The sequence below is a fragment of the Pseudonocardia sp. HH130630-07 genome (assembly GCF_001698125.1).
Lineage (GTDB): Bacteria > Actinomycetota > Actinomycetes > Mycobacteriales > Pseudonocardiaceae > Pseudonocardia.
In genome coordinates this window covers 1,072,673-1,089,843 of record NZ_CP013854.1, presented here as the reverse complement: position 1 = coordinate 1,089,843, position 17,171 = coordinate 1,072,673, and the positions used below count along the sequence as shown (strand labels likewise).

General features: G+C 68.3%; 17 protein-coding genes and 2 pseudogenes. 12 read left to right on the top strand and 7 right to left on the bottom strand.

From position 1 onward, the window contains the following. Window position 1 precedes the first annotated feature (1 nt). Window positions 2-1,285 (bottom strand): IS21 family transposase, encoded by a 1,284-nt coding sequence (gene istA, locus AFB00_RS34605; protein WP_156819389.1) that lies wholly within the window; start codon window positions 1,283-1,285, stop codon window positions 2-4. An 872-nt stretch (window positions 1,286-2,157) separates the two neighbouring features. Next, a pseudogene (locus AFB00_RS32965) lies at window positions 2,158-2,373 on the bottom strand (transposase); the annotation flags it as partial. Between the two features lie 234 nt (window positions 2,374-2,607). Here AFB00_RS32965 and AFB00_RS33845 point away from each other — a divergent pair. Both AFB00_RS33845 and AFB00_RS05215 read left to right on the top strand, forming a co-directional pair. Next, a complete protein-coding gene (locus AFB00_RS33845) occupies window positions 2,608-3,009 on the top strand; it encodes a hypothetical protein (protein WP_068796277.1) in 402 nt (133 codons plus the stop codon). Further along, entirely contained in the window at window positions 2,949-4,043 is a 1,095-nt protein-coding gene (locus tag AFB00_RS05215; RefSeq protein WP_068796276.1) for a transposase, read from the top strand. The genes AFB00_RS33845 and AFB00_RS05215 overlap by 61 nt, the downstream gene beginning before the upstream one ends. 123 nt (window positions 4,044-4,166) lie before the next feature. Here AFB00_RS05215 and AFB00_RS05210 read toward each other — a convergent pair whose 3' ends face one another. Continuing rightward, complete coding sequence (locus AFB00_RS05210; protein ID WP_083275289.1) at window positions 4,167-5,240, bottom strand: IS110 family transposase; 1,074 nt, start codon at window positions 5,238-5,240, stop codon at window positions 4,167-4,169. A 215-nt stretch (window positions 5,241-5,455) separates the two neighbouring features. Beyond that, window positions 5,456-6,565 (bottom strand): annotated as a pseudogene (locus AFB00_RS05205) (IS256 family transposase); the annotation flags it as partial. Window positions 6,566-6,862: 297 nt separating this feature from the next. Between AFB00_RS05205 and AFB00_RS05200 the strand changes: the two are divergent. The 3 genes from AFB00_RS05200 to AFB00_RS05190 all read left to right on the top strand — a co-directional run bounded on the left by AFB00_RS05200 (window position 6,863) and on the right by AFB00_RS05190 (window position 9,102). Then, on the top strand, window positions 6,863-7,801 hold the full coding sequence (locus tag AFB00_RS05200) for a UbiA family prenyltransferase (protein ID WP_197519758.1): 939 nt from the start codon (window positions 6,863-6,865) through the stop codon (window positions 7,799-7,801). A 105-nt stretch (window positions 7,802-7,906) separates the two neighbouring features. After that, complete coding sequence (locus tag AFB00_RS05195; RefSeq protein ID WP_060710840.1) at window positions 7,907-8,197, top strand: transposase; 291 nt, start codon at window positions 7,907-7,909, stop codon at window positions 8,195-8,197. Beyond that, window positions 8,194-9,102 (top strand): IS3 family transposase, encoded by a 909-nt coding sequence (locus tag AFB00_RS05190; RefSeq protein WP_060710839.1) that lies wholly within the window; start codon window positions 8,194-8,196, stop codon window positions 9,100-9,102. Before AFB00_RS05195 ends, AFB00_RS05190 begins: the two co-directional genes overlap by 4 nt. On the opposite strand, the gene AFB00_RS31410 is transcribed toward AFB00_RS05190, so the two are convergent. Beyond that, window positions 9,083-9,451 (bottom strand): helix-turn-helix domain-containing protein, encoded by a 369-nt coding sequence (locus AFB00_RS31410; protein ID WP_231974227.1) that lies wholly within the window; start codon window positions 9,449-9,451, stop codon window positions 9,083-9,085. The two genes, AFB00_RS05190 and AFB00_RS31410, sit on opposite strands and share 20 nt — an antisense overlap. On the opposite strand from AFB00_RS31410, the gene AFB00_RS36025 reads away from it, so the two are divergent. Together AFB00_RS36025 and AFB00_RS36020 are read left to right on the top strand one after the other, a co-directional pair. After that, window positions 9,384-9,782, top strand: coding sequence for a transposase (locus AFB00_RS36025; protein WP_442965845.1), 399 nt, complete (start codon window positions 9,384-9,386; stop codon window positions 9,780-9,782). The genes AFB00_RS31410 and AFB00_RS36025 overlap by 68 nt on opposite strands. Then, complete coding sequence (locus AFB00_RS36020) at window positions 9,706-10,227, top strand: IS5 family transposase (RefSeq protein WP_442965863.1); 522 nt, start codon at window positions 9,706-9,708, stop codon at window positions 10,225-10,227. The genes AFB00_RS36025 and AFB00_RS36020 overlap by 77 nt, the downstream gene beginning before the upstream one ends. A gap of 223 nt (window positions 10,228-10,450) precedes the next feature. Here AFB00_RS36020 and AFB00_RS05175 read toward each other — a convergent pair whose 3' ends face one another. Next, entirely contained in the window at window positions 10,451-11,281 is an 831-nt protein-coding gene (locus AFB00_RS05175) for an HARBI1 family protein (protein WP_068796054.1), read from the bottom strand. Window positions 11,282-12,155: 874 nt separating this feature from the next. Then, window positions 12,156-13,025 (bottom strand): IS5 family transposase, encoded by an 870-nt coding sequence (locus AFB00_RS05170; protein ID WP_068795877.1) that lies wholly within the window; start codon window positions 13,023-13,025, stop codon window positions 12,156-12,158. Window positions 13,026-13,116: 91 nt separating this feature from the next. Here AFB00_RS05170 and AFB00_RS05165 point away from each other — a divergent pair, with 91 nt between their 5' ends. The 5 genes from AFB00_RS05165 (at window position 13,117) to AFB00_RS36010 (ending at window position 16,838) form a co-directional block, all read left to right on the top strand. Further along, the gene (locus AFB00_RS05165; RefSeq protein WP_068796274.1) at window positions 13,117-13,656 is read left to right on the top strand and encodes a hypothetical protein; all 540 of its coding nucleotides are present in this window, start codon (window positions 13,117-13,119) and stop codon (window positions 13,654-13,656) included. Continuing rightward, complete coding sequence (locus AFB00_RS05160) at window positions 13,653-14,507, top strand: DUF4097 family beta strand repeat-containing protein (protein ID WP_068800026.1); 855 nt, start codon at window positions 13,653-13,655, stop codon at window positions 14,505-14,507. The genes AFB00_RS05165 and AFB00_RS05160 overlap by 4 nt, the downstream gene beginning before the upstream one ends. Before the next feature lie 132 nt (window positions 14,508-14,639). Then, on the top strand, window positions 14,640-15,962 hold the full coding sequence (locus AFB00_RS05155) for a DHA2 family efflux MFS transporter permease subunit (RefSeq protein WP_197519757.1): 1,323 nt from the start codon (window positions 14,640-14,642) through the stop codon (window positions 15,960-15,962). Further along, window positions 15,941-16,393 carry an IS5 family transposase gene (locus AFB00_RS36015; protein WP_442965844.1) on the top strand — a complete coding sequence of 151 codons (453 nt, stop codon included), beginning with the start codon at window positions 15,941-15,943 and terminating at the stop codon, window positions 16,391-16,393. Before AFB00_RS05155 ends, AFB00_RS36015 begins: the two co-directional genes overlap by 22 nt. Next, the gene (locus tag AFB00_RS36010) at window positions 16,317-16,838 is read left to right on the top strand and encodes an IS5 family transposase (RefSeq protein WP_442965863.1); all 522 of its coding nucleotides are present in this window, start codon (window positions 16,317-16,319) and stop codon (window positions 16,836-16,838) included. Before AFB00_RS36015 ends, AFB00_RS36010 begins: the two co-directional genes overlap by 77 nt. The last annotated feature ends 333 nt before the right edge of the window (window positions 16,839-17,171 follow it).

The following is a 17,171-nucleotide window of genomic DNA, read 5'->3' as shown; positions in this document are numbered from 1 at the left end:
CTCATGACGGTGTCGCCTCCGCAGTGTCAGGATTCGGGTCGAGGTCGGGTGTGGGGTCGAAGTCGACGCCGAACAGGGCGTCGTAGTCCGGCAGCGCCCGCAGGACCACGGTGTGGCCGTCGGCATGCTGACGAGCCGCGCGGGCGCCGGCCTCGCGTCGGGCGGCGAACTCGCGCCGCAGCGCCTGCGCCGTGGCCAGATGGGCCGGGTCGTTGACTACCACCCGCTGTGCCCAGGACCGGCTGTGGCGGGCCACGATCTCCTCGTCGCAGACCACGGTCACCGTCGACAGGGAGGCGTAGGTGTCGACGAACCGGCCGATCACCCGCGGGTCCACCGAGTAGTCACAGGTGTCGACCCGGACGTAGTGATCACGTGCCAGCCGGGTCCGATGACGCAGGCCTGTCCCAGGATCGACCGGGGGCAGCACAGTCATCGCGGCGTGGTCGGCGGCCAACAACTCGGCGGGACGACCGGCGATCGAGCGGACCGTGCGCTGGTTCGCCCGGACCAACCACCCGTCGAGCTGAGCGGTGAAGTCCTCGGGCGAGGTGAACGAGCGCCCGGGCAGGAACGAGGTCTCCAGATAGCCGTTGGCGCGCTCGACGATGCCCTTGAACTCCGGGTCCCTCGGCGGGGCGAGCTGGATCCGGGTCGCCAAGGTGCCGACGAATCCGGCGACCGGGGCGTTGACCCGGCCCTTGATCGCGATCCCGGCCTCACGATCCCAGACCAGAGTCCTGGGAACCCGGCCGAGTCCGGTGATCAGTTGCCACATGCCCGAGAGCAGGTCCCCGGTCTGGCGTGAGGGCAGCACCGTGGCCGATAGGAACCGCGAGTAGCCCAGCGCCATCACCAGCACTGGCAGGATCCGCGCCTGCCCGGCGCCGACTGGGATCTTCGTTGCCGGGAACCACAGATCGCACTGCGCGAGCTCCCCCGGCCGATAGGAGGTGCGGCTGACCGGGTCGACCCCGACGTATTCAGGCCGGATCTTCGCCAGTCGCTTCTTCAACGGCCCCTCGGAGTAGGGCCAGTCGATCCGCTGGGCGATCACCGGGCCGGGCATCCGCGGCCACGTCGCCAGCAACGCCCGGATCGCCGGCTCGTAGGGATCGACGACCGAGCCCCGCGATGGCCGCTGATAGGTCGGCGGGCGATCGCTGCGCAACGCCGCCCGCACCGTGTTCCGGGCCAGGCCGAGCTGCCGGGCGATCTCCTTGATCGGTAATCCCTCGGCTCGGTGCAACCGCCGGATCTCTGCCCAGTCCTCCACCGTGATCACCTCCCGCAGCCTGGCGGGAGGGGGTCAAGATTCCCGATACCCGCGCGGGGTCAGGTTTCACGAACCGACGACAGAGCCAGTCGGCGAACGTCGTGGCCTCCCGGTCCGGGAGTAGATCGACCGGTCGGCCCGTGGTCATGTCGACCACGACGGTTCCGTAGACATGGCCGCGGCGGAGCGCGAAGTCGTCCACTCCGAGCACGGGCAACGCCACGGCCTGCGGGTCGTTCAGGCCGCGCAGTATCCGCAGCAGGCTGTCGCGACTGGTCGTGAACCCCAGGCGGGCCGCGAGCCGGACTCCGGCACGTCCTGCCAGCGCGACCGCGACCGCCGTCAGCGTCCGCGCCAGCAACGACGTCCGCCGTGCCCGTGCCATGGTGAGTTCGTCGGGTTGCTCGGCGAATGTCCGCGCCGCGCAGGCGGTGTTGTCGCAGAAGAACCGCCGGATCTGCAGGCGCAGCTCCACCGGCCGGCCCCCGATCGGCGTGTCGGACAGGCGCCGCTGGTACCGGCTGTGCACCCGTCTCGACGTGTTCTTGCACCTCGTGCACGCCGCTTCCTCGCTGCGGAGCCGAGCGTGCAGGACCACTCCGGCACCAATCTCGACCAAGCCCTCGATCGCCAGCGACGCGAGGTGCGGCAGCAGCCGACCAAGATCACATCCGAGTGATCTTGCTCCAAGGTCCGGTCAGAAGCACGGAGCCACGCCGCCCCTGATCACGCAAAGTGCGCCAGAACCCTGAAGTGGGCCAGTCTCGCTCTCTGAACTTCCCCAGTTGATGAGTCCGTGCGGCGCGTCGTTTGCGCTGCTCAGTGCCCTTTCAGGTCACGGTTCGGGTCTGTAACAGGAACGGTGGTTCCGGCGTTGTTGGTCAGTAGTGCTCGGCGGACGGCCAGCGGTCACTGAACGTGATCGCGAAGGCGTTGATCACCGGCTTCCATCGGATCGTCCACCGTGCGCGGCCTCGCCCGGTCGGGTCGAGGCTGCGGGTCACAAGGTACAGGCATTTCAACGCGGCCGCCTCGCTGGGGAAATGCCCTCGCGCCCGTACCGCTCGGCGGTAGCGGGCGTTGAGTGATTCGAAGCTCTCTTGTCAAGCAGCAGCTGCGGAGCTGGTCGGTGTGGTCGCCGTGGAGCGTCTTGCGTCGGTCCACATGTGTCTGACCCGAATCCGCGAGTTGCGCTGGTGGCCGGACTGGGGAGATGGCGATAGGTGCCCGCTGACCTGCGATGATCGTGTTTGCGACGACACGACATTGCGGGTTGAGAGGACACCTATCAGGTGCGAACAGTACGCAAGCGACGCCCGCGGTGTGCGCGGGTGCGTCTCGGCGCGCCGGACGCGGCGCTGACCAGGTTCTCCGGGCTGGCCGCGGTGACCGAGCTGATCGACCGGCTCGGGATCATCGACAAGCTCGACGCCGCGGTCGGGCCCATCAAGGACCGCGACCGCGGGTGCAGCGCCGGGCAGATGCTGGTCGGCATGTCGGCGGCGCAGCTGTGCGGGGAGGACTTCCTGGTCGGGCTGGACCGGCACCGCGCCGACACCGCCGGGCAGGCACTCACGCCGGTGCCGGGGTTGGCGTCCACGACCGCCGCCGGGCTCGCGCGCAAGTTCATCGAGGGGCAGTGGGCGGCGGTGGAGACCGGGGGCTCGGTGACGTGCACACCACCGCGCTGGACCTGCTCGCCCAGGTCGACCCGGACCGGGCCGAGCAGCTGACGGCGGACGTGACGATCGATCTGGACACCACCGATGTCGAGGTTTACGGCCGGCTCAAGCAGGGCGTGGCGTTCAACCACCAAGGCCAGCGGGTCGCCCGCCCGCACGTCGCGACCTGGGCCGACACCGCGGTGGTGCTGGCCGCTGACCTCGGTTCGGGCCGGGATGACCCCCGCGCCACCAGCGCCGAGCTGTTCCACCGGGCGCTGGCCGCGCTCCCCGCGCAGGCGCGGGCGGGGCGAGTCCGCGTGCGTGCGGACGCGGGCTACTTCGCCGGGCAGCTCGCCCGCGCAGCCCTGTTCGTCGGCGTGGAGTTCGCCATCGGCGCCCGACGCATCGCGCCGCTGTGGCGCATCCTCGACGGCGTCGCGGCCGACGGGTGGACCGACGCGATCGACATGACCGGCGCGCAGGTCGCGGTGGCCGACTATTGCCCGAACTGGTGGCCCGCAGCGACCCAGCTGCTGATCCGTCGGGTCCGGCTCGACCTGGACCACGGCCAGGTCTCCGGTGACCCGCGAGCGCGGCGCCGACGCACCCTGCACCCCGCCCAGCGGGCGCTCCCGCTCGACGACCTCGCTACGGTGGCCAAGGTCGACGGGGTGTTCGCCTACTCGTTCATCGTGACCAACCTCGACGTCTCCACACCTGCCGCAGCCGCGCAGGCCGAGTACTGGTACCGCCACCGCACGAAGGTGGAGAACCTGTTCCGCGACACCAAGCACGGCGCCGCGCTGCGCCACCTCCCCTCCGGACACCTCGCGGTGAACCGAGCCTGGATGTGGGGCGCACTCCTGGCCGCCACCACCAGCGGGTGGCTGCACCACCTCACCGCCCGCACCCGCGACGGGCGCCTGGTCGGGCACGGCGTCCGCGGCGGCCAGGCCATGATCGCCACCCTGCGCCGGCGGCTGATCACCATCCCCGCCCGCCTCGTGCGCCACGCCCGCGGCCTCACCCTGCGCCTACCACCCGGCGAGCACCTACTCGCCGAGGTCCTCGCCCGCGTCCGCGCCCTGCCCGCTCCGTCCTGACCCGGCCGCACCGGCCCCGACCAGCACAGGAACCCGCCACCCGAGGCGACACTCGGGCCGCCCGCTTGCCCACCACCCCACTCCCGACCCAAGCAACATCAACTTTGGCCGACCAAGATCAGCTCATAGCCTACTCGCGGATTCGAGTCTGATGATGATGTTCGCGAGCTGCCGCTTGTGGCTTCGCCGAGCCTCACGTTTTGTCTTGTTGTCGGTGACCCGTTTCGCCATGTACTCTTTCGCCGGCGGGTGGCATCGGACTTGCGTGACGTGCACGATGTGCAGAACAGAGTTGACAGCTCGATTGCCGCCGAGGTCGAGTCGGTGCCGACGGGCCGGCCCGTGACCTTCACCCGACGAGAGGGCGACGGGCGCGATTCCGCACCAGCGTGCAAACTGGGCCTCGGTCGTGAACCGGCACGGATCGCCGATCTCGACCAGAAGATCCATGGCTGTGACCACGCCGACACCGCGGACCTCTGTGAGGGTGCAGCCAAGGTCGCTGAGGAGGGCGGGAATCTGTCGGTCGAGTTCCTTGATCCGCGCCGTCAGGGTGATGATGTCGTTCAGGCTGGCCGCGAGCCGGTCGAGCTTGAGCCGCTCGGCTGGGCTGAGCAGATCGGGGTTCGCGACGCCGTCGACCAGGGACTGGAGCTGCGGGAGAACGCGGCTGGTCGAGGGCAACGTGGCGCGGATGGCGACGGGGAGCGTGACGAGTACTGCTTCGGACTCGGTGAGCAGCCGAACACGCTGCAGGACAAGAGATTCACGCCAGTCGCGGATCACCGTGAGCGTCTGCCATGTCGGGCTGGGCGCGGTGTGCTTCCCGGCCGGAGGCAGCTCGGGGTCGCTGAGGGCCTCTCGGGCGATGGCCTCCGCGTCCTCGGCGTCGGTCTTGGCCCGACGACGACGCTTACGCCGCTCCGCGGTGCGGTTGGCTTGGACTTCGCGCACGTCGTAACCCGCGGCCGCGAGCGCGAGGACCAGCGGCTGGCCGAGAAATCCCGATCCTTCGATGCCGATCCGGTCGATCGTCAGCTCGACACCGAGCAGGAACGTCAGCAGCTCATCGATACCGCCCTTGGTGATGGAGAAGGACTTGTTGTCGACCACGCCGCCTCGATGATCGAGGACTGCGATGGTAGCCGTATTCTTGTGAGGATCGATCCCCGCGACACCGTGTTCGTGCGTCAACACTTGTTCCCGTCTGCGTGGCCTATCGTGGACAGCGCAGGCCCGCGGTGTCGGCAGATCTGGGTTGAGTCAGGCAGGCTCTCTTCAAGCCAGGCACCGCGGGCCTGCGCTCACGCGGCCAGCCCGACACTTCGAATCGAAGACAGCCTCACGGCGTCAATAGCGTTCAGAGTCAGGGCTGGCCGCCTCGAGCATCGGCCGGGGAAGCAACGCCCTGACCGACTCCTTGATCTAAACACCCAGATCGCGTTCGTCGAACACAACACGGCACGGATCTCGGCATCGTAGTCGAGGAACGGAACGAACTCGGTCCAGGCGTTGCGCCACAACCGGATCATCGCCGGATAAGTGCGACCCCATTTCTCGTCGAGGTCATCGAGAGCAGCGAGAGCGGCGTCGGCGGTGGGGGCCGTGTAGATCGCCCGAATCCCTCGCTTGATCGCATCGGTGTCACGCCGCGACGTCAACCGGAACGAGTTCCTGATCAAGTGCACGATGCATGTCTGCACGATGGTCTGTGGCCACACGTTCTCCACCACCTCGGGCAGGCCTTTCAACCCGTCGCAGACCAGGAAGAACACGTCCCGCATGCCGCGGTTACGCAGGTCGGTCAGCACCCCCAGCCAGAACTTCGCGCCCTCACCACCGGAGCCGGCCCACAGGCCCAGCACGTCCTTGCGGCCGTCGACGGTGACCCCGATCGCCGCGTAGACGGGCCGGTTGGCGACCTGCCCGTCGCGGACCTTCACCATGATCGCGTCCACGAAGACCGCGACGTACACCGCATCGAGTGGCCGCGACACCCATTCCTGCATCTCGGCGATCACCGAGTCGGTGATCCGTGAGACGGTCTCCTTCGACACCGACGCCCCGTAGATCTCCGAGAAATGCGCCGAGATCTCCCCGGTCGTCAAACCCTTCGCGTACAGCGACAACACGATCTCATCGACATCCCCCAACCGCCGTTGCCGTTTCCGAACGATCTGGGGTTCGAACGTCGAGTCGCGGTCTCTCGGTACCTCGATCTCGACCTCCCCGACAGCATCGGAGATCACCGTCTTCGACCGGTGACCGTTCCGGTTGTTCGTCGATTCCCGGTCCGGGTCGGCCCGGTTCTTTGCATGCCCGAGGTGCTCGGTCATCTCCTCCCCGAGCGCAGTCTCCAGAACGTTCTTGGTGAACAGCTTCAACAGCCCATCCGGGCCGGTCAGCTCCAGGCCGCGTGCTCGCGCGTCGGCCACCATCGCCGCCGCGGCGGCCTGCTCGGGCGAGAGCTGACGCCCTGAACCCGTCTCATCCTTGGCTGAACCCACAAGGTCCGATGTCATCACTCACAGTGCCCATCCCACCGGACCCGAGCCCGGCGTGTCGGGCCGGAACCACCGTTCCTTGCACAGGCCCGACGTCGGGCGATGCACATCAGGGCGGCATTGTGCCGTTCTTCCAGGGCGCGTTGCAGTCGTAGTCGGCGTGGCTGGCAGGGCCTGGCCAATTGCCCAGAAGTGCGGGGCTGGTGACCGGATGTTTTTAGTCATTCGGACTGTCTTTCGTGTACACGAAAGTAGTAGCCCGACTGTGACGTTTGTGTGATGCGTCGCATCATGGAATGTTGCAAGGTGGCGAACGTGACGAAGCGTCGTCGACGGGGTGTTCACGTGGACTTGATGGGTGGGGCAACGATGTCCCGCTCGTCACAGTTGACGAAGACGCTTGCCGCAGCCCTGGTCGAGTCGCGGCCGGTGGTGCAGGCTGTGTCCCTGCTGCGATTTTTCACGGCCGTCGTGCTGGCCGGCACCGCGATCGGCGGGATCCGCGAGTTGCTGCCGGTCCTTACGTCTGCCACGGCGGTCTTTCTGTCGGCGTTCGCCGTCTACTTGGCCAACGGGGTGGCTGACGTCGTCGAAGACCGCGCCAACGGTTCGCGCCGCCCGATTGCGTCCGGCAGGCTCGATGAGCGCCACGCCGCGCTCCTGGCCGCGGCCGCCGGGGGACTCGCGGTGCCGTTCGCCCTGTCGGTCGGGCCGCCGGCGGTTGTCGCCGTGACCGCCTACCTCGCGGCCGGCATCGCCTACTCGTTCGGGCCGCTGCCGCTGAAGAACCGGGTTTCCACCTTCATGTCAGCTGTCGCCGTCCTCGGCGTGAGCACGTACGCGCTCGGAGTGGCGGCTGTTGGGGCCCTCCCGCTTGAGGTCGTGGTCCTAGCGTTGAGCATGTCGGGCTGGATGGCGTGCGGGGGGCTCAGCAAGGACTTGTCCGACGTGGTCGGCGATCGGGTCGCGGGCCGCCGGACCTGGCCGGTCGTGTTTGGGATGCGCGTCGCCCGGCGGGCAACGGCGGGGGCCACGGTCCTGGTGGCCATTGGCTTCGGCGTAGCCGCGGCGTTGGTTGCCCCGCTGCTCGTGCCCGCGGCGCTGGCTGCCGCGGCCGGCGCCACTGTGCTGGTGGCTGAGCTGCTGCTCCCGCAGGAGGGCGCGCGGCCCGCTCGTCGGCCCTACCAAGTCTTCATGTGGACCCAGTACGCCGTGCACCTGGTGGTGTTGGCCACCTGCCTGCTTGTCCTGTGAGCGGTGCTCAGCCGCGGCCGCCACGCTCACCGATCCCGTCGATCAGACCGGTCTCGGTGTGCGGTTCCCCCATGATCGGGGAGGCATCAGCTATAAGGGGTAGCGATGCCAGAGGTACGGAAGCGCTACGACCGGGAGTTCCGTGACGGAGCGGTCCGGGTCGTGGAGGAGACGGGCAAGCCGATCGCCCAGGTCGCCCGTGACCTGGGGGTCAACGAGGGCACGCTGGGCAACTGGGTGGCCCGTGCACGAGAGGCCCGCGAGGACACCGAGGGCCTGTCTCGCGGCGGCGTCGAGGAGCTCAAGCGGCTGCGCGCGGAGAACGCCGAGCTGCGGATGGAGCGTGATGTCCTCAAGCGATCCGTGGTCCTGTGGGTCAAGGAGGCGACGAAGTGAGCGTGGCCCGTTTCATCGCCGACCAGAGGACCTTCCACCGGGTGCCGCACACGCTGGCCTGCGCCCTGTTGGGGGTGTCGATCTCCTGGTTGTACAAGTGGCTCGACCGCGCCGCGCGTTCCGACGGTGGTGCCACCGCGACCGAGAAGCGCCGCTGCGCGTTGGACGCCGCCGTGGCCGTGGCGTTCGACGACGCCCAGCGGCTACACGGCTCACCCCGTCTGCACGCCGACCTGTGTGAGGCCGGATGGCGGGTGTCGGAGAAGACCGTGGCGGACTCGATGCGCCGCCAGGGCCTGGTCGCCCGCCGGATCAAGCGGCACAACGGGCTGACCCGCCAGGACCGCACGGCGCCGAAGTTCCCGGACCTGCTTCGTCGGGGTTTCACTGCGGCCGAGCCGAACCGCAGATGGGTCGGGGACATGACCGAGATCCCCACCGCGGCCGGGAAGTTGTATCTGGCCACGGTGATCGACCTGTACTCGCGGCGGCTGCTCGGCGCGGCCACGGGGCTGCACCCGAACGCCGAGCTGGCGTGTGCGGCGATCCGGATGGCGGTGGCGGCCCGCGGCGGGGCGGACCGAATCGCCGGGGTGATCTTCCACACCGACCGCGGGTCGACCTACACCGCGGGCGCGTTCACCGCTCTGTGTCGGCGGCTCGACATCCGTCAGTCGATGGGCCGGGTCGGGTCGTGTTTCGACAATGCCGCGGCGGAGGCGTTCTTCTCCAGCCTGGAGTGGGAAGTGCTGTCCCGCAACGACTTCGACACCATCAGTAGGGCGCGGGCGGCGGTCATCGACTGGTGTTACGGCTTCTACAACCACCGGCGGCGACACAGTGCCGCCGCCGGGCTCTCACCGATCAACTACGAGAACGCCGCCCTCACCCGAGACGCGGCATAAGAACCCTCCACGATCTCGGGGGAACCGCAGTGGCCTTCGTGATCGCGTTGATCCGCGAGACGGCGTCCAGCTTTCGGTAGATGTTGGTGAGGTGTCGCTTCACCGTGCCCTCGGTGATGCCGAGCCGTCGGGCGATCTGGTAGTTCGTCTGGCCGAAGGGGAGCAGGGCGAGGACCTCTAGGGCGTGTCTCCCAGATAGGCGGAGCGGGGTGCGCGATGCTTGATCGGTGCCGCGTACCGCTGTCCTGACTGATGTCCAGTGGGCCCGTCTGGCGCCGCTGTTGCCCTCCTCCGAGGGTCGTCGCGGGCGCCCGTTCCGCGATGACCGCCGGGTGATCGAGGGGATCATCTACCGGTATCGGTGCGGGCTTCCCTGGCGCGACGTCCCAGCCGAGTTCGGGCCGTGGCAGACGTTGTGGAAGCGGCACCGCCGCTACAGCGGCGACGGCACCTGGGACCACATCCTGGCTGCTCTTCTGGTCGAGGCCGACGCCGCCGAGGTGCTCGGGTGGGCGGTCAGCGTGGACTCCACGATCATCCGTGCCCACCAGCACGCCGCGACCCTCAAGCGCGACACAGGGGGCCGGATCGAACTACACGAATCTGCTCGCCGAACCAGCAGATCACGCGCTGGGACGGTCCCGCGGAGGGCTGTCGACGAAGATCCACCAGCTCGTTGACGGGCACGGCCGCCCGCTGGTGGTCCTCCTCGGCCCCGGCCAGGGCGGCGACTCGCCAATGTTTCCGCACCTGATGGCGCGCCTGAGCATCGCCCGACCGGGCCCGGGACGACCCCGGACCCGGCCTGAACGCGTGCGCGCGGACAAGGCCTACTCCTCACGCGCGATCCGCCGGCACCTGCGCGAGCGCCGGATCATCGCTGTCATTCCGGAGCCCTCTGACCAGCAGGGACACCGCAAACGACGGGGCTCACGCGGTGGCCGACCGCCCGCATTCGATCCGGTCGACTACCGAAACCGCAACGTCGTCGAGTGCGGGTTCTGCCACGTCAAGCAGTGGCGCGGGCTGGCCACCCGTTACGACAAGCTCGCCCTGACCTTCCGCGGCGGCGCCGTCCTGAAGGCGATCGTCACCTGGCTCCGCGCATTGGGAGACACACCCTAGCTCGGTGGCGAGGTCGACGGTGGTCACAGCCATGGAGATTGGCCTCCTGCTCGTATCGGACTACAAACTCTGCCCGACGTTAGGGCGCGCTCCCGGTGCGAGTCGAGATATAAGGCGCCATTGGCTGGGCGTTGTGGCGCCATCGGCCTCGCAGGCGTGTCCGCGCTGACGCGGCTTCCTGTCCTGGCGACGGGACACTGAGGTGTTCTCAGTAGCGTGGTGATCATGTTGTGCGGTCGTATTCGGTGTGGAGTAACACGAGCGCGGCGGCGGTGATCGCGCCGGTGCGCCAGGGACAGAGGGTGACTCGCTGTAGCGTTGCGAAGGTGGTCTTGAGCAGGGCGTTTGCTCGTTCGGCGAGTGCTCGGGTGGCTGAGTGCAGGCTGTTGACGGTGCGCTGATCGACTGTTCGGCCGCCGGCGGGGATGGGTTTGATCGGCACGGTGAGTCGGTGGGCCTCACCTTCGTAGCCGAGATCGCCCAGCGCGGCGTGGTCATCATCGATCCAGTGATCGAGGTCTTCGAGCAGACCGGGGTGGGCTCGGGCACAGGTCACGTCGTGTTCGCGCCCGGGTCTTCCCGGGGATGTCCATAGCGGCCATCCATCCGGGGCGGACACGACCTGGACGTTCCCGCCGTGGCGGTGGTGTTTACCCGACCACCACAGGTCGACCCCCGCGGTGGGGCCGAGCGCGCGGCAGCGGTCGGTGGCGATCAGGGTGCCGTCCAGGTGAACGTGGGTGTGTCCGGCGAGGCGGGCGGCGAGCAGGGCACCGTGCAGCCCGGGTGCGGCGCTGGCGAGGACGTCGATGCCTTCGTGCAGGTAGCGATAGGTGGTCGCGGTACTGATCGCGTTGTCGCGGGCCAGGTGCCGGACCCGGGTGGCGTCGCAGAACCAGCGGATCACCAGCACTGCCTGGGCGAACGGGGTCAACGCCCGCCGCCGGGGGCGGGTACCGCGGCGACAGCGTTGAGCGGCCAGAAGCCGAGCCAGGTAGGCCACGGTGTGCTCCCCGATCGGGAGGACAGCGGTGTAGGTGACAGGATCGGACATGCGGGGCCTCGGAGAGTTCGTTGATCTTGGTCGACCAACTGCTCTACCGGGGCCCTGCCCCATGTCCTAGACATCTCCACTCCCTCGGCGTGTCGCAGCGGAACGACCACCACTACTGAGAACACCTCACTGGGCTCGCGTCCGCTGGCGTCCGCCCGCCGAGCCAACGCGACCTGTCTTGTCGGAAACGGGCCGATACCGTCGGGAGCCGGCGGCGGCCCCGTTCCTCGATTCCTGGTGGCCAGTTACAGTGTTGTCCCCAGTGACTTTCGAAACAGTTTTTCCATGACGACGACGGAATCTTGGACGGTTTTCGACATCGAACTCGGTCGGCGTTACCTCATGTGCTCGCCGCTGCACTTCGACGTGTGCTGTTCGGCCAATTCCTAGATGGACGCCGTCCGTACCGGTCTTGGACGACGCGAGTGTGGAGGTGGCGCTCGCTCCGCGCCCCTGCCCCCCGCTGTGAGGTGCTGCGTCGACGTCCTCGCACCGAAGCCGGTGTCGTCGTCGTCCGCTCAGGGATCCTCGCGAGGTTCGGCTTCCGCGCTGATCCGCGCGCCCACGACGAGGTAGGTGACTCTCAAGCCGGTCCGTGCTCTGCTCGGAACTGGTCGACCGCGCTGCTGCTACTTCTTCCATGCCGCAGTGTGGGGGTGCTCGAAGACGAACGGGTCGTCTACTGCCTCGGCGTATTCTCCGACCGCAGTTTCGGGGCGCTGGAATTCGTCCTGAACCTCGTTCCTGACGATAAGAAGGCGCGACGGGCCTGGCGGCGCAGCTGGAAGCGATGGGGACTCGCCGGAGCTGCGCAAGCCCGGTGACAGCGACAAGTAGCTGCACCCTGGGAACTCTTAGAGAGTGTTTGAGAAGATCATGTTGAGGGTGTGACTACGTACTTCTGCTGGCGTCGGGCGGGTTCGCCACGGGCGATGCGGCGGGTGATGGTGTTGATCGCCGCCCAGCGGATCATGGCCTCGGACACTGCGGGGTGGCGTTCGTAGTCGCGGGCCAGGCGGCGGTGTGCGGTGACCCAGGCCAGGGTCCGCTCGACCACCCACCGCCGCGGGAGGACGGCGAATCCGCGCTGCTCAGGCGGTTTGCGCACGATCTCGACGCTGGTGTGCAGGATCGTGGTCGCCCAGTCCAGCAGGCGCCCGGCGAACCCGGCGTCGGCGTAGACGAACCGCACCCTCGTGCGCAGGTAGAGGTCGAGCAGGATCGACTTGGCGCCATCGCGGTCCTGCACCGACGCCGAGCACACCATCGTGGTCAGCAGCAGGCCGAGGGTGTCGGTCACGATGAACCGCTTCCGACCGTTGACCTTCTTCCCGGCGTCATAGCCGCGGGTGTCCCGCCCGACCGTGTCAGCGCCCCTCACCGACTGCGAGTCGATGATCCCCGCGCTGGGTTCGGGGTCGCGGCCCTCATCAGCGCGTAGCTGACGGCGCACGATCGGGAGGATCTGCTCGGTGACCCTCTGCTGCTCCCACCGGTTGAAGTACCAGTACACCGTCTGCCACGGCGGGAAATCCACTGGTAGAGCCCGCCACGCGCACCCGGCGCGCACGACGTAGAGGATCGCATCCACCACATCACGGCGCGCGTGCTTCTCCGGCCGGCCTCCCGCCCCCGCCGCTGGCAGCAGCGGCTCGATCAACGCCCACTGCTCATCGCTGGTGTCCGAGGGGTACCGCCGCCTACGCCGAGCCACTCCTCCACGATGGACCACACCCGGACGCATCCAGCGCAGACACGCCGACCCTTCTCAAACACGCTCTTAAACTGACCAAGGCGACGTTGTCACGGCGCCAAAGGTATGCCAAGATGGCGCCATGGATCTGGCGACCTACGTGAGCGCCCTGCGGCGGGACCTACTCGTCGCGGCGGCCGCAGGTGGCGACGACGCCCGTGAGCTGGCCGAACGGCTTACCGCACCTCTGGAGTCGGCGGTGCAGCTCATGCTGCTGAACGTCCTCTCCGCGGCCGCGAGTGAGATCACTCGGGAGATGGCTCCAGGGTCGGTCGACATGCGTTTGCAGGCGGGCGAGCCGAGCTTCGTGGTGAGCACGCCCGCGGGGGTCGCGTGGGAGGACGAGTGGGCTGCCCCGGCCCGTCCGGTGGCTCCCCCCGTTCCCGTCGGCATGTCCGCTGGTGAGGACGCTGCTCCCGCCCGGATCAACTTCCGCCCCCCCGAGTGGCTCAAGACCCAGATCGAGGAGGCAGCGGGCGGCGAGGGACTGTCGGTGAACGCCTGGCTGGTCCGGGCCGCCACCTCCGCGCTTGCAGGGTCCATCGACCCCGAGGTGGGCCGAGGTGCCTGGCACGACCGGGCCCCCCAGCGCGGCCAGCGGATGACAGGGTGGGTGCGGTGAGCGGCCCGGCCCGGACTTTCGCCACACCCGGCCCGGTGTCGGTCTTGTTGGAGCTGGCTGTCGGGGATGTCACGATCGTGGCCGGTCAGCGGGACGACACCGTCGTCGACCTGGTTCCCACCGACGAGACGTCGTCGCTGGACCGTCGGGCCGCCGAGCAGACCCGCGTGGACCTGCTCGGTGACCAGCTCCGGATCAAGGTGCCGAAGTGGCGCCAGTACAGCCCCTTCGACAACGGCGGGTCCGTCGACGTCCGTATCGAGCTCCCCGAACACTCGTCGATCACCGGTGAGGCCACCTCGGCCACGTTCCGGGCTACCGGCCCACTCTCCGACGTGCGCATCCGTACCGGCGTCGGCAGCATCCGGGTGTCCACGACGGTCGAGGCACACCTGCGCACGTCGACGGGGGAGATCACGATCGGCTCCATCTCAGGGCCGGCTAATCTCACCACCGGGCTCGGCCCGATCCGTGTGGAGAAGCTGTCCGGTGGCGTCGTCCGCAACTCCAGCGGTGACTGCTCGATTGGCGAGCTGTCCGGCGTGGTGCAAGTCAACGTAGCGAAGGGCGACATCGTCGTTCGCTCTGTCCGGGGTGAGCTCACCGCACGGACGGCCGCTGGGACGATTCGCATTGAGCAGCTGGTGGAGGGAACTGCCCGACTCGACACGGCTGTCGGTGACGTTGAGGTCGGTCTGCCGGACGGCACGGCGGCAGAGCTGGACGCCGTCACACGGCTGGGGTCGGTACGCAACCTGCTGACGCTGTCCGCACGCAGGCCCGAGGCCACCCGGGTCGCCACGGTCCGGGCCCGCACTTCACTGGGCACCATCACGGTCCGCCGGAGCTGACCGGCTGGCCTCGATGAGCATCACCAGGGGTCATCACGAACCCTGCACGGCGACCCGGAACCACCGGGCCGCGAATTCGTCGTGCGCTCCGATCGAGTGACGCGGCTCATGGAACATGGAAGGAGCGCGGAGATGGCTGAGGAAGTTGCCAGGAAGGGCACGGCCCTCCGGGGCCAAGACGTGACGGAGAAGGCGTCGCCGCGGGCCTGGTTCAGCCTGCTCGCCGTGGCACTGGGGATCATGGTCGTCCAGATCGATGGCACGGTGGTCGCAGCCGCCAATCCCGCGATCGCGACCGATCTCGCTGCCAGCCCGAGCCAGATCCAGTGGGTCACCACCGCCTACCTGCTGGTGCTCGCCGGGCTCCTGATCCCGGCGGGCAACCTTGCCGATCGGATCGGTCACAAGAGGGCGTTTCTGATCGGTGTCGGGGGGTTCTCGCTGGCCTCGTTGGTATGCGGCATCGCGCCGTCGGTCGAGGTGTTGATTGGCGGGCGGGTGCTCCAGGCACTGTTCGCGGCGCTGCTCGGACCGGCTGGTCTCGCTGTGCTGAAGGTGTCGTTCCCGGCGAACAAGCTGCCGATGGCGTTGGGTCTGTTCGGGTCGGTCACCGCGGTGGCGCTGGCCGGTGGCCCGATGCTCGGCGGTGCTCTGATCGAGTACGCGAGCTGGCCGTGGGTCTTTCTTGTCAACCTGCCGTTCGGCATGATCGGCGTGGTCGTCGGTCTGCTTGTGATCCCGGACAGCGGCTATCGGACGAAGGCACCGCTGGACCTGTGGGGTGCAGGTACCTTAACCGCGGCGATGGTAACCGTCGTGTGGGCCGTCACGAGTGTCCAGACCAGCGGCTGGTTCTCCGCCGCCGTGCTGATCCCGCTGTTCGTCGGGCTAGTGCTGCTCGCGGTGTTCATTATGATCGAACGCCGGGTGGAGTACCCGACGATGCCGCTGAGCCTTTTCGCCGACCGTTCCTTCGCGATCGGAACGGTCGTCATGGTTGCTACGATGTTTGCATTCTTCGCAATCATGTTCTACCTGATGTTTTTCCTGCAGGGCGTCCAAGGACGCAACGGTCTGCTGGCCGCGGTAGCGCTGCTGCCCCTGACCGCCGTCTTCACTGTCGCGGCACCGCTGGCGGGCTGGGCTACCAACCGGCTCGGGGTCCGTCCGACGTTGGTGCTCGGCGCTGCCTTCACCACCACGTCGCTGGGCCTGCTGGCCACGATCGGTGTCGACTCTAGCGTCCTGTCGCTGGCGCCCGCGCTCGTACTGGCTGGTTTCGGTGCTGGGTTCATGATGGTGGCGGCGATCCAGGCGATCCTGGGCAGCGCCCCGGCGGAGCTCGCCGGTGTCGCCTCCGGCGTCCAACAATCGATGCAGCAGCTAGGGCGTGTCTCCCAGATAGGCGGAGCGGGGTGCGCGATGCTTGATCGGTGCCGCGTACCGCTGTCCTGACTGATGTCCAGTGGGCCCGTCTGGCGCCGCTGTTGCCCTCCTCCGAGGGTCGTCGCGGGTGCCCGTTCCGCGATGACCGCCGGGTGATCGAGGGGATCATCTACCGGTATCGGTGCGGGCTTCCCTGGCGCGACGTCCCAGCCGAGTTCGGGCCGTGGCAGACGTTGTGGAAGCGGCACCGCCGCTACAGCGGCGACGGCACCTGGGACCACATCCTGGCTGCTCTTCTGGTCGAGGCCGACGCCGCCGAGGTGCTCGGGTGGGCGGTCAGCGTGGACTCCACGATCATCCGTGCCCACCAGCACGCCGCGACCCTCAAGCGCGACACAGGGGGCCGGATCGAACTACACGAATCTGCTCGCCGAACCAGCAGATCACGCGCTGGGACGGTCCCGCGGAGGGCTGTCGACGAAGATCCACCAGCTCGTTGACGGGCACGGCCGCCCGCTGGTGGTCCTCCTCGGCCCCGGCCAGGGCGGCGACTCGCCAATGTTTCCGCACCTGATGGCGCGCCTGAGCATCGCCCGACCGGGCCCGGGACGACCCCGGACCCGGCCTGAACGCGTGCGCGCGGACAAGGCCTACTCCTCACGCGCGATCCGCCGGCACCTGCGCGAGCGCCGGATCATCGCTGTCATTCCGGAGCCCTCTGACCAGCAGGGACACCGCAAACGACGGGGCTCACGCGGTGGCCGACCGCCCGCATTCGATCCGGTCGACTACCGAAACCGCAACGTCGTCGAGTGCGGGTTCTGCCACGTCAAGCAGTGGCGCGGGCTGGCCACCCGTTACGACAAGCTCGCCCTGACCTTCCGCGGCGGCGCCGTCCTGAAGGCGATCGTCACCTGGCTCCGCGCATTGGGAGACACACCCTAGGTCCCCTCGACTCGCCCGGATGGGTCGACGGTGGTCGGAAGACGTAGTGGTTCCCGGCTTCTCCACCTAGAGTTGTCATCAGCTCCCACGGGGAGACAGATAGCCGCGCGCAGTGGTGCCTACGACCACGAGAAGTTCCGTTGAGAGTTGGATCATGAGGCCGCCAGAGAACGGACCGGGCGAGATCGCGAAGAACAGAAGGCTGCCCGCGAGGCGTACCTGGCCTCGCGTCTCGAGGAAGCTGCCGAGCGGTTCGAGGCGTCGGCGACGGCACCCGGGGCACTGGATACTCTTCTTGCCCGATCGGTCGCGAAGCACGTCGGACCGCTAAAT